Source organism: Micromonospora acroterricola, from assembly GCF_003172955.1.
In the GTDB taxonomy this organism is placed as follows: domain Bacteria; phylum Actinomycetota; class Actinomycetes; order Mycobacteriales; family Micromonosporaceae; genus Micromonospora; species Micromonospora acroterricola.
Map to the genome: position 1 here is coordinate 65,695 of NZ_QGKR01000364.1, position 25,250 is coordinate 90,944.

The following is a 25,250-nucleotide window of genomic DNA, read 5'->3' on the forward strand; positions in this document are numbered from 1 at the left end:
ACATACAGATGCGTCATGTCGGACAGTACGCCGCAGACGGCCTGTTCGAACGCCCTGACCCGGCCCGCTTTCGCCAATCGGATCGCCGCCGTCCCACCGACGATTACGTTCGTTGACGTGGCCGACTTTCGGTTTACCACCGCGACGCTCAGCGTCCTCCTGGTTCTGCCCGCTGTGGCGGTCCTGCCAGCGACGGGAGCGGGGGCCGCGCCGTACGTGCGGTGCCCGGCCGTGAAGCCGCCCGCGCCGCCGCCCGCCGCACCGACCCCGCCGCCGGTCGACCCCGTCCACCGGTCGGTCGGTGGCGAGGCGCTGGCGACGGCAGGACTGGCTGTCCCCGCGGGTGCGCCGGCCGCGCCGGCACTGACCGCCACCTCATGGCTCGTGGCGGACCTCACCACCGGCGAGGTTCTGGGTGGGTGCGCCCCCCACGAGTACCGGACGCCAGCCAGCGTGCAGAAGCTGCTGCTGGCGGCGTCCCTGATGCCCCGCCTGGATCCGACCCAGATGGTCGAGGTGACCGGGGCGGACCTGCGCGACCTCGACCCGGCCAGCTCGCTGATGGGGGTGGTCGCGGGTGGCCGGTACTCGATCGAGAGCCTGTGGCAGGGGCTCCTGCTCACCTCGGGAAACGACGCGGCCAATGTGCTGGCCCGGGTCGGCGGCGGTGGCGCGGGTCGAGCGGGCGGAGTGGAGGCCATGAACGAGGAGGCACGCCGGCTGCACGCGAACCAGACCCACGCCGCGACGCCCTCGGGCCTGGACGGCCCCGGCCAGTACACCAGCGCGTACGACCTCGCGCTCATCGCGCGGGCCACCTTCGCCAGGGAGGACTTTCGGCGATACATGGCGACGACGGTGGCGCGGATACCGGCACAGCCGAGGAACCCGGCATTCACCATCACTCACGACAACACGCTGCTGGGCCGCTATCCCGGGACGCTCGGGGGGAAGACGGGCTTCACCGACCTGGCTCGGCAGACGTACGTCGGTGTGGCCGAACGCAACGGTCGACGGCTCGCGGTGACCCTGCTCGGAGCGGAGACCGCGCCGCTGGGAAGCCTCGGAGAGGCGGCGGCCCTACTCAACTGGGGCTTCGCCCTGCCTCCCGGCGCGTCCGTCGGGCGGCTCGTCAGCCCGGACGAGAAGAAGCACGACAGCCCCGTCGTCCCCGTCCGGGGCGAGCGCCCCGCGACGCCCGGGGAAGGCTCGATCTCGCTGCCCACCGGGCTGGCTCTCGGCGGCGCCGTCGTGCTGGCCGTCCTGATGCTGGCGTTCCCGTGGCGGCGCAGGGGCACGCGACAGGAAGCGGGCCGACGGTAGGAGCGGCTGTCAGAGGTTGTGACGGTCGTCGACCGACAGGCGCGGGGCCTCCGGCGGCTCCGGGGCCCGGTCCGGCTGCCCGAGCTGCGCGACGTGGGTCGGGTCGAGGACCCGGGACAGGAACGAGCGGGTGCGTTCGTGCTGCGGCGCGCCCAGCACCTCCTGCGGGGGACCCTGCTCGACCACCACGCCGCCGTCCATGAACACCACCCGGTCGGCGACGTCCCGGGCGAACGCCATCTCGTGGGTGACCACCATCATCGTCATGCCGTCCTCGGCCAGCTTGCGCATGACGGTGAGCACGTCGCCGACCAGTTCCGGGTCGAGGGCGGAGGTCGGCTCGTCGAAGAGCATCAGCTTCGGCTCCATCGACAGCGACCGGGCGATGGCCGCCCGCTGCTGCTGCCCGCCGGAGAGCTGCGCCGGGAACGCCGCGGCCTTGTCGGTCAGGCCGACGCGCTCCAGGTTGTCGCGCGCGATCCGCTCGGCCTCGCCACGGCCGCGCCGCAGCACCCGACGCTGGGCGATGGTGAGGTTGTCCAGCACGGTCAGGTGCGGAAAGAGGTTGAACGACTGGAAGACCATGCCGATGCCACGGCGTACGGAGTCGATCTCGACGTCCGGGTCGGTCACCTCGGTGCCGTCCACCCAGATCTTGCCGGCGGTCGGCTCCTCCAGCAGGTTGACGCACCGCAGCAACGTCGACTTGCCGGACCCGGACGGCCCGATGACACAGACCACCTCGCCGTGGCCGACCTCGAAGTCGATGCCCTTGAGCACCTCGAGCGGGCCGAACGACTTGTGCAGGTCGCGGATCTCGACGGCGGGTCGGGGTTGGGTCGTCGTCATTGGGTCACCGAGCCTTGGCGTAGCGGAGTTCGAGGCGTCGTACCACCTGCGACAGCGGCAGGGTGATGACCAGGTAGGCGAGGCCGGCCACCAGCAGCGGAGTGGCGTTGACCCGGTCGTTCAGCATGTCCCGGCCGAACTTGGTGACCTCGATCGTCTGCGCCGTCACGCCGAGCACGTAGGCCAGCGACGAGTCCTTGGTCAGCAGGATGAGTTCGTTCGTGAGCGGCGGGATCACGATCCGGAACGCCTGCGGGATGACGATGGTGCGCATCGCGGTGAAGTGCGACATGCCCAGGGTGCGCGCCGCCTCCATCTGTCCCTTCGGCACGGCCTGGATGCCGGCCCGGATGGTCTCGGCCATGTAGGCCGCGGCGGTCAACCCGAGGCCGATCGCGATCGACCCGAACACACCGCCCGGGATCTCCCGCTCCGGGAAGGCGATGGGAATGCCGTACCCGACGAGGAAGAGCACCAGCAGGGCGGGCAGACCCCGGAACAGCTCGATGTACGCCGTCGCCACCCAGCGGTACGGCGCCACCCGCGACAGCCGCATCAGCGCGAGGATGGTGCCGAACACGAGACCGAAGGCGAAGGCGCCCAGCGTGTAGAGGATCGTGTTGCGCAGCGCGACCGTGATGATCGTGGGGAACATCGACTTGATGATGTCGACGCGGAAGAACGCCGCCCTCAACCTGTCCCAGTCCGCGGCGTAGATCACCACGGCGATGAGGGCGATGAAGGCGAGGTACTGGAGCCAGAGGGACAGCCGCTCTCGCTGGCGGCGCCGCAGCTTCAACGTTCGACGCTCCTTGTTGACACGAGGTTGCCTACCCGGAGGGCGCGGGGGCGCGCCCTCCGGTCATGCGCCTTCGATCACGCGCTCGGTCGCTTGCCGATCCACTTCTCGTAGATCGTGTCGTAGCTGCCGTCCTGCTTGGCCCCGGCCAGCGCCTCGTTGATCGTCTTGAGCAGTTCGGGGTTGCCGTCCTTCTTCACCGAGAAGCCGTACTGCTCGCCGGTGTCGAACTCCGCCGCGACGACGAAGCCGCCCGGGTTCTCCTTCAGGTACTCGGTCCAGACCGGCAGGTCGTTGATGGCGGCCTCGACCTGACCGTTGGCCAGAGCCTGCTGCTCGGCGGCGAGGTCCTCGAACTCGACGAGCTGGAGGCCCTTCTCCTTCTCGAACTGCCGGGCGTAGTCACGCCCCGTGGTCGCCGCCTGGACGCCGACCTTCTTGCCCTTCAGGTCGTCCAGCGACTTGTACGGCTTGCCGGTCTTGACCAGCATCGCCTGCGTCGCGTCGAAGTACGGATCGGAGAAGTTCATCACCTTCTGCCGCTCCTCGGTGATCGTCATGCCGGCGGCGGCAGCGTCACACTTGCCGGTGTTCAGGTCCTGGCCGGACTTGATGCCCTCGAACGGCGTGTCGACGATCGCCTGCTCGACGCCCAGCTTCTTGGCGACCAGGTCCATCACGTCGACGTCGAACCCGACGACCTTGCCGCTGGCGTCCTTGGACTGGAACGGCGGGTACGGCAGGTGGGTGCAGACGGTCAGCTTGCCGGCCTCGACCAGCTTGACCCCGCTCGCCTGGGTCTCGCCCTCGTCCTTCTTCGCGCATCCCGCGCTCAGCGACAGGGCGGCGATGGCCGCGACGAGGCCGGCCTTGCGGGCAGCGCTGTGGAACCTCACGGCTGTGTCCCTCCGGTTCGGCTCCCCTTGTGGTGGCGGGCAGCCAGGTTGGTGCGAAGACGGTGTGACAGGCGACGCTACCTGATGTGAGAAGCCGTACCTAGATCACTTCGGGTCGTTGTGAGGCGTGCGGCATTCGTCACGGTGAGTACATCCGACAGTCCGCCAGCAACGGGACGGAGACGGCCAATCGGTCGCTCGTGGCCCAGACACGTCAAGCCGGGACGATCACCACGTGCAGGTGCCGGGGGCCGTGGACGCCCTCCACCCGGTTGAGCTCGATGTCGCTGGTGGCGGACGGGCCGCTGATCCAGGTGAGCGGGCGGTCCGGGCCGAGGCGCGCGAGGGCGTCCGGGACCCCGGCGACCACCTGATCGGTACGCAGCACGCAGATGTGCACGTCGGGCAGGAGCGTGACGAGCCGACGCCCCTGGTCCACGCCCGCGTCGAGGATGACGGTCCCGGTCTCGGCGACCGCCACCGCCGCCGCGGTGACCACCCCGTCGGCCGCGGCGATTTCCGCCGTCGGCAGGTTGTCGTCGGTCAGCACCTCGACGCTGTCGGGCAGCCACCGCCGGGGCAGCCCCGGCGGGACCACGACACGTCGACCGCCGAGGACGGCATCGACGACCTGGGCCACCTCCCCGTCGGAACACCGGTGCACGGTGGCCCGGTAGTCGGTGAGCCGGTGCACCAGCACGTCGAGGTCCACGGCGCCGCCGGCCGGCCGGTAGGACCGCGCCACCGCCTCCGGGGTCGTCGGGGTGGCGCCGAGAGCGGCGCGGAGGCGGCCGAGGATCAACTCGCGGGAGGTCATCGTTGCGCCCACCATTCCCGGAAGGTCTGCGGCGGCGGCTGCGGCAGGTCGCGGCCGATGGTCCAACCCGACAGCGGCGGGGGAAGACCGCCGCCCCGCCTGCCGACGAAGCGGCTCGCCCGCGCGGCGCGCTGCGCGGCCTCGTACAGCGGCCGGTGATCCATGGTGTACGCGGCGGCGGCCATGGTGACGGCCTCGGCGCTCGGCAGGCGATGGTCGCTCCGGTAGGCCGCCGTGTGCTGGGCACGAAGATGCACCAGGATCGACGGGATATCGATCATCACCGGGCAGGCGTCGAAGCAGGCGCCGCAGAGCGACGAGGCGTAGGGCAGGGACGCGTTGTCCTCTACGCCCGTCAGCTGCGGTGAGAGCACGGCGCCGATCGGTCCGGGGTAGACCGAGCCGTACGCGTGCCCGCCGGTGCGCTCGTAGACGGGACAGACGTTGAGACAGGCGGAGCAGCGGATGCAGTGCAGCGCCTGCCGGCCGACCTCGTCGGCGAGCACCGCGCTGCGGCCGTTGTCCAGCAGCACGAGGTGGAACTCCTGCGGCCCGTCGCCGGGCGTGACGCCGGTCCACATCGAGGTGTACGGGTTCATCCTCTCCCCGGTGGAGGCCCGGGGCAGCAGTTGCAGGAACACCTCGAGATCGGCCCAGGTGGGGACGAGCTTCTCGATGCCCATCACGGTGATCAGGGTGTCCGGCAGGGTGAGGCACATCCGGCCGTTGCCCTCGGACTCGACCACCGCGAGGGTGCCGGTCTCGGCGACCGCGAAGTTCGCCCCGGAGACGGCGACCCGGGTGCTGAGGAACGTGCGGCGCAGGTGACGGCGGGCCGCCGCCGCCAGGATCGCCGGCTCGTCGGTGAGCGCCGGGTCGACGCCGGGCATCTCGCGCAGGAATATCTCGCGGATCTCCGCCCGGTTGCGGTGGATGGCGGGGACCAGGATGTGGCTGGGCTTGTCCCGCCCGAGCTGGACGATGAGCTCGGCGAGGTCGGTCTCCACCGCTTCGATGCCGGCGGCCTCCAGTGCCTCGTTGAGGCCGATCTCCTGGGTGGCCATCGACTTGACCTTCATGACCCGGTCGCTGCCGGTCGCCCGGACCAGGTCGGTGACGATTCGGTTGGCCTCCACGGCGTCGGCGGCCCAGTGCACGGTGCCGCCGGCGGCGGTGACCGCCACCTCCAGTTGGGCCAGCAGTTCGGGCAGGCGGGCCATCACGTCGGTCTTGATGGCCCGGCCGGCCTCGCGCAGCTCCTGCCAGTCCGGGACCTCGTCGATGACCGCCGCCGACTTCGCGCGGATCGTGGCGGTGGCGTGGCCGAGGTTGCGGCGCAGTTGGGCGTCGGCGAGGCTGCGCCGGGCCGCCACGGGGAAGGGCTCGTCGCCGCGCAGGTTTCCGACCCCACGCGGCGCGGTGGCGGGCATACCGAGGAAGATTTCGCTCACGCCGTCACCCCACCGGTCCGCGCCCGCTCGGCCGGATCGCCGGTGGGCTCGGTGCTGGCCAGGATCTCCGCGAGGTGCACGGTGCGCACCCCGACCCGGAGACGGGACAGGCCCCCGCCGATGTGCATCAGGCAGGAGGCGTCCCCGGCGGTGCAGACGTCGGCCCGGGTGGACAGCACGTGACGCATCTTGTCGGCGAGCATCGCCGTCGAGGTGTCCGCGTTCTTCACGGCGAACGTGCCGCCGAAACCGCAGCACTGCTCGGCCTGCGGCAGCTCCACCAGATCCAGGCCGCGCACCTGCCGCAGCAACCGCAACGGCTTGTCCCCCACCCGGATCATCCGCAGGGAGTGGCAGGTCGGCTGGTACGTCACCCGGTGCGTATAGAACGCGCCCACGTCGGTCACCCCGAGCACGTCGACGAGCAGCTCTGACAGCTCGTACGTGCGCCGCGCGACCTCCTCGGCGCGGCTGGCCAACCGCTCGTCGCCGGCTCCCCGGGCCACCATCGCGTGCTGGTGCCGCACCGAGCCGACGCACGAGCCCGACGGGGCCACCACCACGTCGTACGGCGCGAAGGCCCGCACGTGCCGGCGCACCAGCCGCAGCGCGTCGTCCGGATAGCCGGTGTTGATGTGCATCTGCCCGCAGCAGGTCTGGTCCTGCGGAAAGACGACCTCGTGACCGAGCCGTTCCAGTAGCCGCACCGTCGCCTTGGCCGCCTCGGGGAACATCGTGTCGGCCAGACAGGTGACGAACAGGGCTATTCGCATACTCAGTCCTCCCATCCGAGGCGCCGGGCCGCGGCCCGCCACGCCGTCTCGGTGGCGCGTGGCTCGTACCGCACGATCTGGTGGGTCTGGCGCAGCACGGCCCGCAGCGCCGGCAGGTCGCCGCCGAGGATGCCGAGGGCGCGGGCCTGCACCAGGACGTTTCCCAGCGCGGTGGCCTCCACCGGCCCGGCGAGCACCGGCAGGCCGCAGGCGTCCGCGGTGAGCTGGCACAACAGGTCGTTGCGTGCTCCGCCGCCGACGACATGCACGGCGTCGACGTGCCGGCCGGCCAGCAGTTGCGCCTGCTGGACGGCGCGCCGGTGCGCCAGCGCGAGGCTGTCGAGGATGCACCGGACCGTGGCGGCCGGGGTCGTCGGCACCGGCTCGCCCGTACGGCGGCAGGTGTCGGCGATGCGTGCGGGCATGTCTCCGGGTCGCAGGAACGTGGGGTCGTCCAGGTCCACGACGGAGCGGAAGGCCGGCTCCCCGGCCGCCTGCCGGAGCAGGTCGGGCAGGTCGGTGGCGCCCCAGGCCCGCAACGACTCCTGCAGTGGCCACAGGCCCATCACGTTACGCAGGTAACGGATCGTGCCGTCCACTCCGGACTCGTTGGTGAAGTTGGCCCGCCGGCTCGGCTCGCTGAGCACGGGGGCGTCGAGCTCGACACCGACCAGGGACCAGGTGCCGCAGGAGATGTAGGCGAAGTGCTCACCCGCCGCCGGCACGCCCACCACGGCGGACGCGGTGTCGTGCGACCCCACCGCCACCACCGTGGGCGCCCCGGGCAGCCCGAGCGCGGGCAGGACCGGGCCGATCCGCGTGCCCGGCTCACGCAGCGGCGGGAACAGCTCGCTGCGGATCCCCGCCTCGACCATCAGGTCGGTCGCCCAGGCGCGGCGGCGCAGGTCGTACACCTGGGTGGTGGAGGCGTTGGTGATCTCCGCGCCGATCTCGCCGGTGAGCCAGTACGCGATCAGGTCCGGAATGAGCAGCAGGTGGTGCGCCATGTCGAGCTGCGGCGTGCCGGCCGCGGCGACGAGCTGGTAGAGGGTGTTGAACGGCAGGTGTTGCAGCCCCGTCGTCGCGTACAGCCGCTCCTGCCCCAGCTGCTTCGCCACCTGATCGCCGACGCCGTCGGTGCGCCCGTCCCGGTAGTGCACCGGGTTGCCGAGCAGCGCGCCCGTCGCGTCGAGCAGCCCGTAGTCCACGGCCCAGGTGTCGATCCCAATGCTCGCGACGGGGCCGGCGGCACGCAGGCCGTCGAGCACGCCCCGGTACAGCGCCAGGACGTCCCAGTGCAGGGTGCCGGCCACCCGCACCGGGTCGTTGCGGAACCGGTGCGCCTCCTCCAGTTCCAGCCGGCCGGGCTCGACGCGGGCGACCATCACCCGGCCGCTGGACGCTCCCAGGTCCACGGCGGCGAGGTGCACGGCGGCGCTCACCACATCGTCCTCATCTTCCGTGAATCGTAGTCAGCGGAGGAAGGCCGCCGCGACGCCCGCGTCCACCGGAATGTGCAACCCCGTCGTGTGCGACAGCTCCCCGCCGGTGAGCACGAAGACGGCGTTGGCCACGTGTTCGGGCAACACCTCGCGCTTGAGCAGCGTGCGCTGGGCGTAGAACTCGCCGAGCTTCTCCTCCGGCACGCCGTAGACGGCGGCCCGCTGGGCGCCCCAACCGCCGGCGAAGATGCCGGAGCCGCGGACCACCCCGTCCGGGTTGACGCCGTTGACCCGGATGCCGTGGCCGCCCAGTTCGGCGGCGAGCAGCCGGACCTGGTGCGCCTGGTCGGCCTTGGCCGCGCCGTACGCCACGTTGTTCGGGCCGGCGAACAGGGAGTTCTTGCTGGAGATGTAGACGATGTCCCCGCCCATCCCCTGCGCCAGGAGCACCCGCGCGGCCTCCCGGGACACCAGGAAGGATCCCTTGGCCATCACGTCGTGCTGGATGTCCCAGTCCGCCTCGGTCGTGTCCAGCAGCGACCTGGACAGCGACAGCCCGGCGTTGTTCACGACCAGGTCCACTCCGCCGAAGGCGAGCACGGCCTCCCGCAGGGCGCCGGCGACGGCTTCTCCGTCGCTGACGTCGGCGGCGACGGCGACCGCCACGTCGGCGGTGCCGATCTCCGCCGCGACGGAGGCGGCCGCCTCCGCGTCCCGGTCGGCGACCACGACGCAGGCGCCCTCCGCGGCGAGCCGGTGGGCGATCGCCCGGCCGATCCCGGAGCCACCGCCGGTGACGAACGCGATCCGGGTGGCGAGGGCCTTCGGCTTCGGCATGCGCTGGAGCTTCGCCTCCTCCAGGGCCCAGTACTCGATTCGGAACTTCTCGGCCTCGTCGATCGGCGCGTACCGCGACACGGACTCCGCGCCGCGCATCACGTTGATGGCGTTGACGTAGAACTCCCCCGCCACCCGGGCGGTCTGCTTGTTGGCCCCGAAGCTGAACATGCCCACGCCCGGCACCAGGACGACGGCGGGGTCGGCGCCGCGCATCGGGGGGCTGTCCGGGCCGGCGTGTCGCTCGTAGTAGGCGCGGTAGTCGTCACGGTAGGAGCTGTGCAGCTCCCTGAGGCGCGCGATCACGTCCTCGAGCGGAGCGGTGGGCGGGAGGTCGAGCACCATCGGGCGGACCTTGGTGCGCAGGAAGTGGTCCGGGCAGGAGGTGCCGAGCGCCGCCAGCGCGGGGTGCTTCTCCCGCGCGACGAAGTCGAGCACCACGTCGCTGTCGGTGAAGTGCCCGACCTGCGGCCGGTCGGTGGACGCGAGGCCCCGCAGCACGGGAAACAGCGCCGCCGCGCGACGTCGCCGTTCGTCGGTCGGCAACGGCTCGTAGCCGTCGATGACCGGGCCGAGCGGCTCGGCCCGGCCCCGCTCGTCGAGGAACGCCTGGGCCGAGCGGATGATCTCCAGCGAGTTGCGTTCGCACTCGTCGCTGGTCGCGCCCCACGCGGTGATCCCGTGCCCGCCGAGGACCACGCCGATCGCCTGCGGGTTGGCCCGCGCCACGGCGGCGATGTCCAGGCCGAGCTGGAAGCCGGGTCGCCGCCACGGGATCCACACCACCCGGTCGCCGAAGATCTCCTTGGTCAGCTCGGGCCCGTCGGCGGCGGCGGCGATCGCGATGCCCGCGTCCGGGTGCAGGTGGTCCACGTGCGCCGCGTCGACCAGACCGTGCATCGCGGTGTCGATGGACGGCGCTGCCCCGCCCCGGCCGTGCAGGCAGTAGTCGAACGCGCCGACCATCTCGTCCTCGCGCTCGATGCCGGGGTAGACGTCGACGAGGGCGCGGAGCCGGTCCAGCCGGAGCGCGGCCAGACCGGCCTGGGTGAGGGTGCCCAGGTCGCCGCCGGAGCCCTTGACCCACAGCAGTTCGACGGGTCGGCCGGTGACCGGGTCGGTGTCCGTGCCCTTCGCGGAGGTGTTGCCCCCGGCGTAGTTCGTCGTGGTCGGGTCGGCACCGAGCCGGTTGCTGCGCGCGATCAGCGCCTGAACCTCGGATTGCATGGTCTTCACGTCCCCAGTCTGCGTTCTCTCGATGGTGGTCAGGCGCCCCAGCCGGCCTGCTGGCCGTCGGCGCGCTCGGCGCGGATCCGCTCGAAGTAGCCGGAGCGGGCGTACGCGGCCATCGGGTCGGGATCCAGGCCCAGGTCCGTACGGAGTTCGGCGAGCAGCGGCCGGACGTCGGTGTTGTACGCGTCCATCAGCACGGCGTTGGCCCCGAGCACGTCACCGGCCCGCTGCGCGGCGGCGAGCGCGTCCGAATCGACGAGCAGCGCCTTCGCCGTCGCCTCCTGCACGTTGAGCACCGAGCGGATGATGGCCGGGATCTTCGGCTCGATGTTGTGGCACTGGTCGAGCATGAAGGCGATGCCGGCCTCCGGTGCCAACGCGTCACCCCGGACGATCTCGTGCATGATCCGGAACAGCTGGAACGGGTCCGCGGAGCCGACCATCAGGTCGTCGTCGGCGTAGAAGCGGGAGTTGAAGTCGAAGGCGCCGAGCTTCCCGGCGCGCAGCAGGAACGCCACGATGAACTCGATGTTCGTGCCCGGCGCGTGGTGCCCGGTGTCGATGACCACCTGCGCCTTCGGGCCCAGCTCCAGGCAGTGCGCGTACGCGGTGCCCCAGTCCGGGACGTCGGTCGCGTAGAAGGCCGGCTCGAACAGCTTGTACTCCAGCAGCAGCCGTTGGTCGTCGCCGAGCCGGTCGTAGGTCTCCCGCAGCGCCGTCGCGAGCCGGTCCTGCCGGGCGCGGATGTCGTCCTGCCCCGGGTAGTTGATGCCGTCGGAGAACCAGAGCTTCAGGTCGCGGGAGCCGGTGCGGTCCATGATGTCCACGCACTCGAGCAGGTGGTCGATCGCCTTGCGCCGCACACCCGGATCGGGGTTGGTGACGCTGCCCAGCTTGTAGTCGTTGTCCTGGAAGACGTTGGCGTTGATCGCGCCCAGGCGGACGCCCTGGTCCCCCGCGTACGCGGCCAGGTCGGCGTAGTCGTCGACGAGGTCCCACGGGATGTGCAGGGCCACCGTCGGCGCGACACCGGTGAGCCGGTGCACGACCGCCGCGTCGGCGACCTTCTCGTACGGGTTGCGCGGCACGCCCTCCTGCGGGAAGACCTTGAACCGGGTGCCGGAGTTGGCGTACGCCCAGGACGGGGTCTCGATGCGCTGGGCGCGCAGGGCTGACGTGACCCGCTGGAGGGTCTGCGCGTCGGGCTGCGTCATGGGGTTTCTCCCGTTTGTGCGGTGGGCCGCGTCTCACGCTCTGCGGTGAGCTGCGCCTCAAGGTTGAAGACCTCGTCCAGCGGGCGGATGGCCCGGTCGGGGGTGCCCTGGTCGAGGTCGACGAAGTAGGACGCCATCTCCGCCTGCCAGCGGGCGTTGACGTCGGTGGCCTCCATGGCGGCCTGGGCCGCCGCGAGGTCGTCGGTGACCAGGTACCCCACGAGCAGGCCGTCCTCGCGGAGGAAGAGCGAGTAGTCGTGCCAGCCGCTGTCGGCCAGGGCGGAGAGCATCTCCGGCCAGACGCGGGCGTGGCGGGAGCGGTACTCGTCCAGCCGGTCGGGGTGGACCTGGAGGGTGAAGCAGACGCGGGGCATGGTTCTCCCGTCGGCTCCCCCGGCCGGTGCGGCGCGGCGTGCGCCGGCACCGACCGGGAGGGCGCTCAGAACTGGAACTGGTCGATGTTGTTCTTGTCGAAGACGGTGGGCGGGCCGAGGACGACCACCCCCTCCTTGCCGACGGTGAACTCGCCGAGCTTGCCGGCCTTGAACCTGTCGCCCTCGGCGCCGGTGATCTGGCCGGAGGCCAGGGCCGCGCCGGCGTACGCCGCGAGGTAGCCGAGGTCCGCCGGGCTCCACAGGGCGAACGCGTCGACGGTGCCGTCCTTGACGTACTGGCGCATCTGGTTCGGGGTGCCCAGACCGGTGAGCTTGACCTTGCCCTTGTACTGCGAACCGCTCAGGTAGCGGCCGGCGGCCGCGACGCCGACCGTGGTCGGGGAGATGATGCCCTTCAGGTTGGGGTACGACTGGAGCAGACCCTGGGTCTCCTGGAAGGACTTCTGGTCGTCGTCGTTGCCGTACGCCACGGTGACCAGTTTGATCTTGCTGTACTCGGGCTTCTTCAGCTCGTCCTTCATCAGCGCGATCCAGGCGTTCTGGTTGGTCGCGTTGGCGGTCGCGGAGAGGATCGCGATCTCACCCTCGCCGCCGATCTGCTGCGAGATCAGCTTGACCTGGTTCTCCGCGATGCCCTCGGCGGTCACCTGGTTGACGAAGATCTGCCGGCACTCCGGCTTGGTGTCCGAGTCGAAGGTGACGATCTTCGCGCCGGCCGCCTTCGCCTGGTTCAGCGCCCCGCAGATGGCGTTCGGGTCGTTGGCCGAGGTGACGATCACGTCCATGCCCTGCTGTGACAGGGTGTTGATGTAGCTGACCTGGGACGAGGCGCTGGCCTCGGACGGGCCGACCTCCTTGAACTCACCCTTGATCTCGGTGACGGCGTCCTTGCCGCCGTTGTCCGAGACGGTGAAGTAGGGGTTGTTCAACTGCTTCGGCAGGAAGGCGATCTTGAGCCCTTCCTTGATGGCGGCGTCCGGATTGGCGGCGCCGCTCGCCTGGCTGTCACCGCCGGCGGCGTCGTTGCCCGAGTTGTCCCGGGTGGTGCCGCCACAGGCGGCGCTGAGCAGCAGTGCGGCGAGTGTGAGGCTGGTGGCCCCGACGCGGAGGCCTCTGCGGTACGCGGACATCGTCATCCTTCCGGGGGTGGTTGGTGAGCGGGGGACGTCACGAGGCGACGGGCTGTCGCTGTCGTCGACGGTGCAGCCGGGCGCGGATGTCCGCGACGGCGTTGGGCAGCACCACGGAGGCGATGAGCAGGGTGCCGGTAACGATCGTGAGCGCGTTGGCGTCGACGTCGGCGAGTTGCAGCGCGTTGCGCAGCACACCGAGGAGCAGGACGCCGGCCAGCACACCGAGCAGGGCGCCCCGACCGCCGAAGATCGAGACCCCGCCGAGCAGCACGGCGGTGACCACGGTCAACTCGAGGCCGGTGGCGTTGTCGCCGCGGGCGCTCGCGTAGCGCAGGGTCCAGAAGATGCCGACCAGCCCGCAGACGGCGCCGGAGACCACGAACAGCCAGAACTTCGTCCGGGCCACCGAGACGCCGGTGAACGTGGCGGCCTGGTCGTTGTTGCCCATGGCGTAGAGCGCCCGGCCGGCCGGGGTGGCGTGCAGCACGACCCCGAAGACCAGTGCGAGCAGCAGCAGCGGGACCAGCACGACCGGGATCGACGTGCCGGGGATGTTCCGCACCACGGCGGCGGTCCAGTCGGCCGGGAAGTCCGCGACGGCCTGGTCGCCGAGCACCACGAAGGACAGCCCCCGGTAGAGGGCGAGCGTGCCGATGGTCACCGCCAGCGACGGCAGACCGAAGCCGGTGACGAAGAGGCCGTTCACCGCGCCGAGCACGGCGCCGAGCAGCACCACGAGGACGCAGATGAGTTCCAGGGACAGCCCACTGGAGAGCCAGAGCTGCCCCATCAGGGTGCTGCACAGGCCGACCATGCTGGCCACCGAGAGGTCGATCTCGCCGGTGATCACGATCAGCGTCATCGGCAGCGCGATGAGCGCCAGCGGCACCAGGTCGAGCAGCAGGAACTGGGCGTTGCGGCCGGTGGCGAAGTTCTCCACGGTCAGGCCGGCGACCAGGACAACCACCACGAGGGCGGCGACGACCGCCGCGTCCCAGGAGCCGAGCAGCCCGCGCAGGGTGGCGAGGCGGCCCGCACCGGGCTCGGCCTCGACGGTGGGTGGTGCCGCGTACAGGCTGTCATGCGCCATGCGCGCTTCTCCCTCGGAGCCGGGCCGCCACCCGCAGGGCCAGGAGCCGGTCCAGCCCGATGGCGGCGAGGATGAGTGCGCCGACCACGGCCTGCTGCCAGAACGGGTCGATGCGCAGGACGGCGAGTGAGCTGCCGATCGTGGTCAGCAGCACGGCCCCGAGCGCCGCGCCGTAGGCGCTGCCGCTGCCGCCGAAGATGGCCACCCCGCCCACCACGGCGGCGGCGACGACCTGGAGTTCCAGGCCGGTGCCGGCGGCGGCGTCGAGGGTGCCGAAGCGGGCCGCGTACAGCACGCCGGCGAGGCCGGCGAGCGCGCCGTTGGCGACGAACACCGCGAACACCCGCCGGCCGACTGGAATGCCGGAGAGCCGCGCGGCGGCCGGTTCGGAGCCGATCGCGTACAGCTCCCGGCCGCTGCGGTACGACCGCAGGTAGAAGCCGACGGCGGCGACGACGACCAGGGCGACGAGGAACAGCACGGGTACGCCGAGCACCGTCTGGTTGCCCAGCCGCAGGAACGACGGGGGCATGTCGGCGGCGTTGATCTGCCGTCCGGACGCCCAGTAGTAGTCGACACCGCGGAAGGCGTAGAGGGTGCCCAGGGTGATGACGAGGGCGGGCACCCGGGCCACCGCGATCAGGCCGCCGTTGACCACCCCGCACAGCGCGCCCAGCGCGACACCCAGGACGAGCGCCAGGGGCCATGGGGTGCCGGGCGCGGAGAGGAACAGTGAGCCGGTGGCGAAGGCGACCAGGCCCAGGATCGAGCCGACGGACAGGTCCACGTTGCGGGTCACGATGACCAGGGTCTGGCCGACCGCCAGGATCACCAGGATCGCGCAGCCCAGCAGCAGGTCCTTGACGCTCTGGCCGCTGAGGAACCGGTCGTTGCGGACGGTGGTCACGAGGACCAGCAGGCCGAGCGCGATCAGCAGGCTCAGCTCGCGTACGGCGAGCAGCCGTTCGGTGAGGCCGCGGCGCGGTCGGTCGGGGTCGGTCGGGGCGTTCCCGGTGGCCCGCTCGGGCGCGCCGGTGTCGGTGCGGCTCATGCGGTCACTCCCTGACCGGTGGCGGCGTACATGATGGAGGTCTCGTCCGCCTCGGCCCGGGACAGCTCGCGGACCAGTCGGCCCTCGTGCATGACCAGGACCCGGTCGGCCATGCCGAGCACCTCGGGCAGCTCGCTGCTGATCATGAGGATGGCCAGCCCCTCGCCGGCCAGCTCCGAGAGCAGCCGGTGCACCTCGGCCTTCGTGCCGACGTCGATGCCCCGGGTCGGCTCGTCGATGATGAGGATCCGTGGTTCCGTGGCCAGCCACTTGGCCAGCACGACCTTCTGCTGGTTTCCGCCGGAGAGGGTCGCCACGGGCGCGCCGAGCCGGGCGGCCTTCACCTGCAACCGTCGCGTCCAGTTGCGCGCCTCGGCGCGCTCGGCGCCGCCCAGCAGGAGGCCCAGTCGGCTCAGGGCGCGGCGGCGGGCCAGGGTGGCGTTGCGCTCCACCGACAGCTCCATGACCAGGCCCTGCTGCCGGCGGTCCTCCGGAACGAGCGCCATGCCGGCGGCGATTGCCCGGCCGGGTCTTCCCGCCGGGACGGCCCGCCCGGCCACCAGCACCTCGCCCGCGTCGTAGCGGTCGACACCGAAGACGGCGCGGGCGACTTCGCTGCGGCCGGCGCCGACCAGCCCGGCGAGCGCGACGATCTCCCCGCCCCGGACGGAGAACGACACGTCGGTGAAGACGCCGGCCCGGGTCAGGCCACGGACCTCGAGCAGCGTGTCCCGCAGCTCGGCGGCCTGCTTGGGATAGAGCGAGGAGACGTCCCGGCCGACCATGCGTCGTACCACCTCGTCGATGGGGAGGTCGGCGGCCGGATCACTGGAGACCCAGGCACCGTCGCGCAGCACCGTGACGCGGTGACAGAGGTCGAACACCTCGTCGAACCGGTGCGAGATGAACAGCACCGCCGCCCCGCGCTCGCAGAGCGAGCGGGCGACCGCGAAGAGCCTCTCGACCTCCACACCGGAGAGCGCGGCGGTGGGCTCGTCCATGACCAGGACGCGGGCGTCGAAGGAGATCGCCTTCGCGATCTCGACGAGCTGCTGGTCGGCGATGGAGAGCCCACGGGCGGGGCGAGCCGGGTCGATCCGGACGCCCAGCCGCTGGAACAGCCGCTCGGCGTCGCGGTTCATCGCCGCGCTGTCGATGCGACGCAGGCCCCGCAGCGGTTGCCGGCCCATGAAGATGTTCTCGGCCACGGAGAGGTCCGGGAAGAGCGTCGGCTCCTGGTAGATGACCGCGATGCCGGCGGCCCGGGCGTCGGCGGGGCCGCGCAGTCGCAGCGGTTGTCCGTCCAGGGTCATCTCGCCGGAGTCCGGCGGGTGCGCGCCGGCCAGGATCTTCACCAGGGTGGACTTGCCCGCCCCGTTCTCGCCGACCAGGGCGTGTGCCTCACCGGGGTGCAGCGCCAGGTGCACACCACGCAGCGCGGCGACGGCCCCGAAGGACTTCGTCACGCCGTCGAGTACCAGCAGCGGAGCACCGTCCGTGCCTGGTGCGTCGGCGGTCATCCGATCCCCTCCTGAATCGTTTCACGAGTCGTGCATGGACCGTAGGGGCCGGCCTTCGAGAGCGTCAAGAGTTTCGCCGCGATTTCTTCCCTGTTGCTGAGGCCGGCTCGACCCCGCCCCCCCACGCACCGACGGATGGCCCGACGCGCTGGCCCGCCGGCCGGCTGGATGAAACGTTTTAGCCGCTATACACTGCCGTGGCGACCCGGTCGAGCCGTCCCGTGCCCACGCGTTCGGGCTCTCTGCGGGATCGCCGCGATCACGATGCCCGCGCCGGGCCCGGGGCCGCGACCACCGCACGGAGCGTCGAGGGAGCCATGGCAACGGCGAACATCAAGGAGGTCGCCCGGCACGCCGGCGTCTCCCTCGGCACGGTCAGCAACGTGCTCAACAGGCCCGACACGGTCGCCCCCGCCACCCGACAGAGGGTGCTCGACGCCATCACCACGCTCGGCTACGTCCGCAACGACTCCGCGCGTCAACTGCGCGCCGGGCACAGCCGCACCGTCGCCATCGTCGTCTTGGACGTGGCCAATCCGTTCTTCACCGACGTCGTGCGCGGCGCCGAACAGGTGGTCGAGGAAGCCGGCGCCATGCTCGTCGTCTGCAACAGCGGCGAGGACAGCGCCCGCGAGCGTCGCCACCTGGAGCTGCTGGAGGAGCAGCGGGTCCGGGGCGTGCTCATCACCCCGGTCGGCCACGGCCCCCAGCCCAACCTGGACAAACTCATCGACCGGGGCATCCCAGTGGTGCTCGTGGACCGGGGCACGGGCCGGGCGAACCGCTGCTCCGTGGCCGTCGACGACGTCCTCGGCGGCCGGCTCGCCATGGACCACCTGCTGGACCAGGGTCACCACCGCATCGCCTACCTCGGCGGCCCGCTGTCCATCGCCCAGGTCGCCGACCGGCACGCCGGCGCCGCCGCCGCGCTGGAGGAACGCGACAGCGGCGCCGAGCTGCGGGTGGCGGTCACCGGCAGCCTGACCGTCGCTGCCGGCCGGCGCGCCGCCGAGGAGCTGCTGGCCTTGCCGGCCCGGCAACGCCCCACCGCCGTCTTCTGCGCCAACGACCTCATCGCTCTCGGTGTGCTCCAGGAGTTGACCGCGCGGGGGCTGCGGGTGCCGGCCGACGTGGCCATCGTCGGCTACGACGACATCGAGTTCGCCGACGCGGCCGCGGTGCCGCTGTCCTCCGTGCGCCAGCCCCGCGACCAGCTCGGCCGCACCGCGGCGCAACTGCTGTTGGAGGAGGCCGAGCCCGGCGACGCGCACCGGCACCGGCACGTGGTCTTCCAGCCGGAGCTGGTCGTCCGCCGCTCCAGCGACCACCCCCGGCGCGCCCGGCGCTGACCGGGCCCGCCCGGCAATGACACAGGAGCCGGGCGGGTGCACCCGCCCGGCTCCTCAGCAGTACCCGGCTTGGTCAGGCCGCCGGGACGGGTGCGGCCCAGACGTCGGCGATCGACGGGTCGTAGCCGCCGCCGGTGTCCTGGAACCGCACCCGTACGAGCCCGTCTCGGGTGGCGTCCGGCAGGTCGACGACGAACTGGTAGCTGACCGTGCCGGCCCCGCCCGCCGTGCGCTGCCATGAGCGGGTGTACGCCACCACCCCGTCCACGACCACCTCGTAGTCCTTCAGCTGCGGCCCGTCGTACGTCTCGATCGCGCGCAGCACGAACGGCTCGCCGGGCCTGACCGCGAGGTCGAACTCGAACCACCCGCCCGGGCGGGTCACGTCGGTGTACCGGCGGGTCAACCCGGCCTCCACGCTGGTGGCCGAGTAGGTCGATGCCGCGAGGCGGTGCGCCTGCTCGGACGCCGCGTCACCGAGGTCGACGTGGTCGTACGCACCCGCCAGCGGACCGATCGCGAATGAGTAGGAACCGGACCCGATCTCGTAGACGGCGACCGCGCCGTCCATCCGGACGAACAGCACGCCGTCGGCCTGCTCCGCCGGCCGGCCGCCCTCGGTGACCGCCTCGCGCGCGGGTGCCGGGAAGCGCACCGTCGCCGTGGTGTTCGCCGGCACGGTGAGGCGAAGCCGCATGTCGCCGCGCGCGTCGAGGTCCCAGTCACTGCCGATCGTCCCGTACGCCGAGCGGTACGACGCCCTGGCCGAGGTGAGGTTGCCGCCCGGCTGCGGGGCGAACGTGACGTGGGCGTACCCCGGGTTGGCGGCGTCGGGCTGGATGCCGGCCACCGTCCGGTACATCCAGTCCCCCACCGCACCGTAGGCGTAGTGGTTGAAGGAGTTCATCCCCACGTCGCCGAAGCTGCCGTCGGGTTTGATCGAGTCCCAGCGCTCCCAGATCGTGGTCGCGCCCTTGGCGATCTCGTAGCCCCACGACGGGTAGGTGTCGTTGAGCAGCAGCCGGTAGGCGATGTCCAGGTGCCCGGTGGCGGTCAGCGCCGGCAGCAGGTCCGGGGTGCCGAGGAAGCCGGTGGAGAGGTGCCAGTCGTGCCGTTGCACGTTGGCGACCAGCCGGTCGGCCGCCTTGGTCCGCAGCGGGTCGGGTAGCAGCCCCATGCCGATGGCCAGCACGTACCCGGTCTGGCTGTCGCCCTGGACCGTGCCGTCGGCCGAGACGTACGCGGCGACGAAGGCCTGCGCGATGTCCTTCGACAACGTCGTGTAGCGGGCCGCGTCGGCGTCCCTGCCGATGGCGGCGGCCATCTCGCCCAGCAACCGGATGCTGTGGGCGTAGTAGGCGGTGCCGACGACGCCGGCGGGCGTCGGGTCGTCGAGGTTGAGCCAGTCGAGGTACGGGCCGGCGTTGGTCCGCAGGTGACCCGAGCTGGTGCTCTCCAGCCAGGACGCGTACCGCGCCATCGACGCGTAGTGCTCCTCGACCACGCGGGTGTCGCCGTAGCGCTGCCAGAGCGCGTACGGCACGGTGATCCCGGCGTCGGCCCATCCGGTCGCGCCATCCCCGCAGCAGGCGCGGGGTGCGACGTCGGGGTAGGCGCCGTTGGCCGACTGCGCGTCGCGCAGGTCCTGCAACCACTTGGTGAGGAACGTCAGGCTGTCCATGTTGAACGTCGCGGTGTTGGCGAAGACGTTGATGTCGCCGGTCCAGCCGAGCCGCTCGTCCCGCGCCGGGGTGTCGGTCGGGATGGACAGGAAGTTGCCGCGCTGGCCCCAGGTGATGTTGCTGTGCAGCTTGTTCACCATCGCGTTGGACGTCTGGAACTCGCTGGTGAGCTCCCCGTCGGTGTGCATGACCAGGCCGGTGACGGTGGACAGGTCGGGGGTGCCCGGGTAGCCGGTCAACTCGACGTAGCGGAAGCCGTGGAAGGTGAACGTCGGCTCGTAGACCTCGGCCCCGCCGCCGCGCAGCGTGTAGTGGTCGGTGGCCCGGGCCGTACGCAGGTTGGCGGTGTAGGCGGTGCCGTCGGGGTTGAGCACCTCGGCGTGCCGGATGCGGACCGTGGCGCCGGCCTGGCCGGCGACCTTCAGCCGCACCTTGCCCACCATGTTCTGGCCGAGGTCGAAGATCCAGGTGCCGGGGGTGGGTTGGGTCAGTGCCTTCGCCGGCAGTTCCTGGGTGACCCGCACCGGCGGGTCGACCTGGGCGCCGATCCGGTCGGTGGCGTCCACGTCGTCGACCGTGGCGGGCGACCAGGCGGAGTCGTCGAAGCCGGGCCGATCCCACCCGGCTGGCAGCCGCCGCGCGTCGTAGGTCTCGCCGTGGATCAGGTCGCTCTGCAGGAACGGTCCGGCCGTGGCGCGCCACGAGCCGTCGGTGCCGATCGTCTCGCTGCGCCCGTCGGTGTAGTCGATCAGCAGTTGCGCGCTCAGGTGCGGCCGGGAGCCGTAGAAGTCGCTGCCGAACCAGGCGATGCTGCCGGCGTACCAGCCGTCCCCGAGCAGCGCGCCGAGGGCGTTGTCGCCCGAGCGGAGCTGGCTGGTCACGTCGTACGTCTGGTACTGCACCCGCTTGGCGTAGTCGGTCCAGCCGGGCGCCAGCTCGTGGTCGCCGACCCGCTGGCCGTTGAGGGACAGCTGGTAGACGCCGAGAGCGGTGGCGTAGACGCGGGCCCGGGCGACCGTGCCGTCGACCCGGAAGCCGCGGCGCAGCAGCGGGTTCGCGTCCAGCGCGGCGAGCATGGCCTCGGTGTCGCCGCTGACCCGCAGGCCACCCGGGGTCGCCGTGCCCGCGCCGAACGGGTTCGTGCCGTCGGTGAGCGGCGCCGTGAAGAGGGTCCGGTCGCCGCTGGTCACCGAGAAGTCGGAGAAGACACCGGTCTCCACCCCGTTGGTGCGCAGGCCGACCGAGCCGGCGCGGTGCGCGGTGTTCCGGGTGACGTCGACCTGGGTGCCGTCGACCCAGGTGGTGATGGTGTCACCGGCCGCGGTGATGCGCAGGACGTGGGGCGCGGTCAGCTTGTCGGCCGGTACGACCCCGCCGAGCGGCACCTCCTTGAGCAGGGTCCACGCGCCGTTGACCCGTACGTGCGGGCGGAGCTTGGCGCTGCCGCCGGTGCTGGAGAACTGCCACATGTACGCGTTGCCCGGGCCACGGGCCCGCAGGAAGATCCCGGCCGCGTCGCGTTCCAGGCGTACCGTCGTCTGCACCGTGTAGTCGGTCCAGGACTCGGTGGGCGACGGCATGCCGACCCAGTCGGCCTGCCAGCCGTCGCCGCCCCGTACCCCGGTCTCCCAGGACGCCGGCGGGCTCCACCCGGAGTCGCGGCCGGCGGTGTCCCACACCCGGACCTGCCAGGCGTACCGGGTGCGGGGGCGCAACTCCGGGCCGGCGTACGGGACGAGGGTGCTCTCCCGGGAGCGGACCCGGCCGCTGTCCCAGACGTCGGCGTCGTCCAGCCGGTCGGGGCTGGTGGCGACCCGCACCTGGTACGACTCCTGGAGCACGCCCCGGGTGGTGGCCTCGATGCGCCAGCCGAGGCGGGGCTTCGCCACGTCCAGCCCGATCGGCTCGGTGGCCCGTTCGGTGGTCAGTCCGGTCACCGTCAGCGCGGGGGCCGCCGGGGCGGCGGTGGCTGGGCTCGACACCACCGTCGGCGTCAGGCCGAGCAGCAGCACGAGAAGCGCGGAGGGTGCGGCGCGGTGCCGCGTCATGCGCATCATTCCTGGTCCTCATCCTTCCGGTGGTGGCGGCGGGCCGATGACCGGCCCCGAACGGGACGTCAACTGGGCTGGGCCGCCGGACCGGCGACCGGGTGGAAGCTGGACCGGCCGGAGCCGACCTGGAAGATGGCGCGGCCGTCCTCGATGCCGACGAAGGTGGCCCTGCTCGGGCCGGCCGCCCGATAGGACTTTCCGGGCACGACGGGCAGCGCGACCCGGGCGGTGACGTTGACCGGCACGTCGAGGTCAACGCGCAGGCCGGCGCCGGTGCGCCGCCAGTCGAGGCGGACCGGTCCGCGCTGGGTGGGCACCACGCCGCTGGCCCGGTCGAGCCCGACGGCGGGCGGCACGACGTCGACCACGGCGGCAGCGGGGCTGGCGGTGCGGACGCCGAGCAGGGTCTCCTGCACGTCGACGACCGCCTGCGCGCCCCAGCCGTGCGACTGGCTGAAGTTGCTGCCGGGGTCGAGGGTCCAGGCCTCCCAGGTGAAGGTGCCGCCCTGGGCGAGGATGTTGGCCCAGCCCAGGTCGTCCGGGTTGGTGAGCAGCCGCAGCACCGCGTCGGGCCGATCGGCGTCGGCGAGCGCCCGCAGCAGCCAGTGGGCGGTCATCGGCCCCTGCTTCATGCCCATCGACGCGACGTGGTCGGCCAGCGCGGGCAGGTCGGCCCGCGGGGCCAGCCCGTGCGCGATGGCGTACGACGTGGCGTGCTGCCCGGCGTGGCCGCTGCGCTCGCCGGTGGCCGACAGCCCGTCGACGTAGCTGCCGTCGGGGGCGCGCAGCGTGGCGTTGACCGCGGCGGTGAGGTCGGCGGCCCGCCCGTCGTACGCGCTCACCTCGTCGGCGGGCCGGCCGAGGGCCTCAGCCATCCGGGCGGTGGTGCGCAGCACGTCAACGCTCTGGGCGTTGATGGTGGTCCGGGCGGCGGTGGTCATGTCGTAGCCGAAGCGGCCGGGCTCGGGCCAGTCGACGATGCCGAAGCGGTAGGCCCCGCTGCCGCCGGACAGGTCGGTGACCAGGCCGGCGGTGGGGCCGCTGGCCGGGATGTGGCGCAGCACGTACTCGGCGGTGTCCCGGATGGCCGGGTACGCCTCGGCCAGCAGCTCCCGGTCGCCGGTCTCGGTCCAGTACCGCCACACCCAGTCGACGAACATCAGCGAGTAGTCGGGGATGTCCCGCTTGCCGTCGCCGTTGGGGTAGACGGCGTTGTAGCGACCCCGGTCGGCCTCGGCGGTCCAGTAGCGGGCGGCCGAGCGGAGGAACTCGCGGATGGCCTGCTGGGTGGCGTCGCGCTCGCCGAAGGCGGCCATGGTGGCGTACGAGATGTTCGCGGCGTCGCCGAGGAACTGGCCCTTCTCCCGGGTGGGAGTGTCGACGAACGCCTCCTGGACGGAGTAGATCGCGGATCGCTTCATCATCGTCCACACCGCGTCGAGGGTGGCGTTCGAGCTGGTGAAGCTCGCCTCCCGGCCGGCGGGGACGTCGGTGTGCACCACGACGGCGGAGACGTCGCGCGCCGCGATCGTCTCGCCGGCGCCGGGGATCTCCAGGTAGCGGAACCCGAGGTGGGTGAAGGCCCGGAACTCCTGGGCCCCGTCCTTCTGCAGGTACGGGAAGCTCATGGTGGTGCCCTGCGACTGGAGGGTGGAGGTGTCGACCCGTCCGGTGTCGGTGAGGGTGTAGCCGGCCCGCAGGTCGACCGTGCGCCCCGCGACGCCGGCGTCGAACCGGACGACCGGGCGGGCGGGGATGACCACGCCGAAGTCGGCGACGACCGTGCCGTCGGCGGCGGTGCGCAGCGCGACCGGGGAGACCCGGGTCTCGACCAGCCGCGTCTCCTGCCCGATCAGGTGCGGCGACGACGCGGTCGGATGCGCGCCGAGCACCTCGGCGGCGGCGAACCCGCCGGCGGTGTCGTCGTAGCCGGGCCGCATCCAGCCGGCGACCTCGGCACGGGCGTCCTGCCGTTCGACCCGGTCGCCCTCGCCGTTGCGGCGCTCGGCGTTCGCGACGAACTGCGTGTCCCGGGCGACCCGCCAGGAGCCGTCGGTGCCGTACACCTCCCGGCTGCCGTCTGCGTGCTCGACGACCAGCTTCAGCAGCAGGCCACGGGCGCCCGTCGGGCGGCCCTGACCGCTGCCGTACCAGTGGTAGCGCACCCCGATGACCAGCGGCGCGCCGGCCTTCACGAGCCGGGTGACGTCGGCGGCCTGGTAGTAGTCCTCCCCCGGGTAGGCGAAGGAGGTGCCCCGGTCGGCGCGGGTGCCGTTGAGGTAGAGCTCGTAGGTGTGGTCGGCGGCCGTGTAGGCGCGGGCCCGGACGACGCGGCTGCCGTTGGGGCGTACCTCTTTGCGGGCGAGGGTGTAGTCGTCGGCCTCGGTGGTGGCGCGCCGGATCCAGGCGGCGCCCTCCCACTGGGTGTCGTCGATGCCGGTCTCGAAGGCGCCGGTCGCGGGTGGGGACTGCCGGTCGGTGCGGTCCCAGGTGCGGACCGTCCACTCGTACGCCGTGCCGGGACGCAGGGCGGGCCCCGCGTACGGCACGTAGGCCTGCTGGTCGGAGGCGACCTTGCCGGAGTCCCAGATCCGGTCGCCGCCGGTCGCGGCGACGGTGATCCGGTAGGCGGTCTGCGTCTCACCGGGGTCGGCGTCGCGGGGCAGCCAACCGAACCGCGGGACGCCCTCGACGTTGAGCGGACGACTTCGGTCGCCGACCGTCAGCGAGGCCGGTGCGCCCGGCGCGTGGCCCCGTGCGGCCAGCGCGGGCGGCGCCCCGCTGAGGACGACCGCGACGACGGCCACCGCTGCCAGGACCACCGCTGTCCGACGCCGCCGACCTGCCGGCTGGGATCCGAGAGTACGACGAGTCACGCGGGCCTCCGCTCTATGAATCGTTTCAGGCAGGCTACGCGCTCGTTGTGGTCAAGTGAAGACGTTCACTGCGATGAGATCCCGCCGCGCCGGAAACTGTTATCCCGGTACGGCCGGCCAGTCTCCTGAAAGGAGGCGTCGGCCGGGGGTACCCGACGACCGCCTCCGACCAGTCAGCGATGCGAGCACGCGAAGGAGCCGAGACGATGCGCGGAACCGGTCGGGGTGGAGCCGACACCACAATGGTGACCCGGGGCGCCCACGCGGAACGCAGGCGCAGACTGCGCGACCACCTGCCGTTCGGCGCGAAGCGGGTGCTGTGGCCGATCTCCGTGGCCGCCGTGGTCGCCGTACTGGTCACCGGGGTGATCGTCGTGGCCCGACCGACCGGCCCCACACCTGCCCCGGCGGCCACCCAGGCGGCCGAGGCGCTGGCGTCCGCGACCCCGCCGCCCGGCCCTCCCACCAC

The 25,250-nt window shown here is 72.1% G+C and carries 19 protein-coding genes; 3 read left to right on the forward strand and 16 right to left on the reverse strand.

What is annotated here, in order from left to right:
- Positions 1-117 precede the first annotated feature (117 nt).
- The gene (locus DKT68_RS30490) at positions 118-1,323 is read left to right on the forward strand and encodes a D-alanyl-D-alanine carboxypeptidase family protein (protein WP_236647150.1); all 1,206 of its coding nucleotides are present in this window, start codon (positions 118-120) and stop codon (positions 1,321-1,323) included.
- 9 nt (positions 1,324-1,332) lie between these two features.
- Here DKT68_RS30490 and DKT68_RS30495 read toward each other — a convergent pair whose 3' ends face one another.
- The 14 genes from DKT68_RS30495 to DKT68_RS30560 form a co-directional block, all read right to left on the reverse strand.
- Complete coding sequence (locus DKT68_RS30495) at positions 1,333-2,172, reverse strand: amino acid ABC transporter ATP-binding protein (protein WP_109820830.1); 840 nt, start codon at positions 2,170-2,172, stop codon at positions 1,333-1,335.
- Positions 2,173-2,176: 4 nt separating this feature from the next.
- Complete coding sequence (locus tag DKT68_RS30500; protein ID WP_109820831.1) at positions 2,177-2,971, reverse strand: amino acid ABC transporter permease; 795 nt, start codon at positions 2,969-2,971, stop codon at positions 2,177-2,179.
- Between the two features lie 77 nt (positions 2,972-3,048).
- Entirely contained in the window at positions 3,049-3,867 is an 819-nt protein-coding gene (locus DKT68_RS30505; RefSeq protein ID WP_109820832.1) for a basic amino acid ABC transporter substrate-binding protein, read from the reverse strand.
- Between the two features lie 214 nt (positions 3,868-4,081).
- On the reverse strand, positions 4,082-4,684 hold the full coding sequence (locus DKT68_RS30510; RefSeq protein ID WP_109820833.1) for a LutC/YkgG family protein: 603 nt from the start codon (positions 4,682-4,684) through the stop codon (positions 4,082-4,084).
- A complete protein-coding gene (locus tag DKT68_RS30515) occupies positions 4,681-6,114 on the reverse strand; it encodes a LutB/LldF family L-lactate oxidation iron-sulfur protein (RefSeq protein WP_109820846.1) in 1,434 nt (477 codons plus the stop codon). Before DKT68_RS30515 ends, DKT68_RS30510 begins: the two co-directional genes overlap by 4 nt.
- Positions 6,115-6,131: 17 nt before the next feature.
- Positions 6,132-6,908 (reverse strand): (Fe-S)-binding protein, encoded by a 777-nt coding sequence (locus DKT68_RS30520; protein WP_109820834.1) that lies wholly within the window; start codon positions 6,906-6,908, stop codon positions 6,132-6,134.
- Positions 6,909-6,910: 2 nt separating this feature from the next.
- Entirely contained in the window at positions 6,911-8,350 is a 1,440-nt protein-coding gene (locus DKT68_RS30525) for a rhamnulokinase (protein WP_236647151.1), read from the reverse strand.
- 30 nt (positions 8,351-8,380) lie between these two features.
- On the reverse strand, positions 8,381-10,414 hold the full coding sequence (locus DKT68_RS30530) for a bifunctional aldolase/short-chain dehydrogenase (protein WP_109820848.1): 2,034 nt from the start codon (positions 10,412-10,414) through the stop codon (positions 8,381-8,383).
- Between the two features lie 38 nt (positions 10,415-10,452).
- A complete protein-coding gene (rhaI, locus tag DKT68_RS30535; RefSeq protein ID WP_109820835.1) occupies positions 10,453-11,634 on the reverse strand; it encodes an L-rhamnose isomerase in 1,182 nt (393 codons plus the stop codon).
- On the reverse strand, positions 11,631-12,008 hold the full coding sequence (locus DKT68_RS30540; RefSeq protein ID WP_109820836.1) for an L-rhamnose mutarotase: 378 nt from the start codon (positions 12,006-12,008) through the stop codon (positions 11,631-11,633). The genes rhaI and DKT68_RS30540 overlap by 4 nt, the downstream gene beginning before the upstream one ends.
- A 65-nt stretch (positions 12,009-12,073) precedes the next feature.
- Positions 12,074-13,159 carry a rhamnose ABC transporter substrate-binding protein gene (gene rhaS / locus DKT68_RS30545; RefSeq protein ID WP_109820837.1) on the reverse strand — a complete coding sequence of 362 codons (1,086 nt, stop codon included), beginning with the start codon at positions 13,157-13,159 and terminating at the stop codon, positions 12,074-12,076.
- A 37-nt stretch (positions 13,160-13,196) separates the two neighbouring features.
- Positions 13,197-14,252 (reverse strand): ABC transporter permease, encoded by a 1,056-nt coding sequence (locus DKT68_RS30550; RefSeq protein ID WP_109820838.1) that lies wholly within the window; start codon positions 14,250-14,252, stop codon positions 13,197-13,199.
- Positions 14,242-15,303, reverse strand: coding sequence for an ABC transporter permease (locus DKT68_RS30555; RefSeq protein ID WP_109820839.1), 1,062 nt, complete (start codon positions 15,301-15,303; stop codon positions 14,242-14,244). Before DKT68_RS30555 ends, DKT68_RS30550 begins: the two co-directional genes overlap by 11 nt.
- The gene (locus DKT68_RS30560) at positions 15,300-16,823 is read right to left on the reverse strand and encodes a sugar ABC transporter ATP-binding protein (protein ID WP_109820840.1); all 1,524 of its coding nucleotides are present in this window, start codon (positions 16,821-16,823) and stop codon (positions 15,300-15,302) included. Before DKT68_RS30560 ends, DKT68_RS30555 begins: the two co-directional genes overlap by 4 nt.
- 317 nt (positions 16,824-17,140) lie before the next feature.
- Between DKT68_RS30560 and DKT68_RS30565 the strand changes: the two genes are divergently transcribed.
- Positions 17,141-18,172, forward strand: coding sequence for a LacI family DNA-binding transcriptional regulator (locus DKT68_RS30565; RefSeq protein WP_109820841.1), 1,032 nt, complete (start codon positions 17,141-17,143; stop codon positions 18,170-18,172).
- A gap of 73 nt (positions 18,173-18,245) precedes the next feature.
- Here DKT68_RS30565 and DKT68_RS30570 read toward each other — a convergent pair whose 3' ends face one another.
- Together DKT68_RS30570 and DKT68_RS30575 are read right to left on the reverse strand one after the other, a co-directional pair.
- Positions 18,246-21,902: a glycoside hydrolase family 78 protein gene (locus tag DKT68_RS30570; RefSeq protein WP_109820849.1), complete on the reverse strand. Its 3,657-nt coding sequence runs from the start codon at positions 21,900-21,902 to the stop codon at positions 18,246-18,248.
- A gap of 68 nt (positions 21,903-21,970) precedes the next feature.
- Positions 21,971-24,727 carry a family 78 glycoside hydrolase catalytic domain gene (locus DKT68_RS30575; RefSeq protein WP_109820842.1) on the reverse strand — a complete coding sequence of 919 codons (2,757 nt, stop codon included), beginning with the start codon at positions 24,725-24,727 and terminating at the stop codon, positions 21,971-21,973.
- Between the two features lie 260 nt (positions 24,728-24,987).
- On the opposite strand from DKT68_RS30575, the gene DKT68_RS30580 reads away from it, so the two are divergent.
- Positions 24,988-25,250 (forward strand): hypothetical protein (locus DKT68_RS30580; RefSeq protein WP_201749253.1); only part of this gene is annotated, 263 nt, incomplete at its 3' end.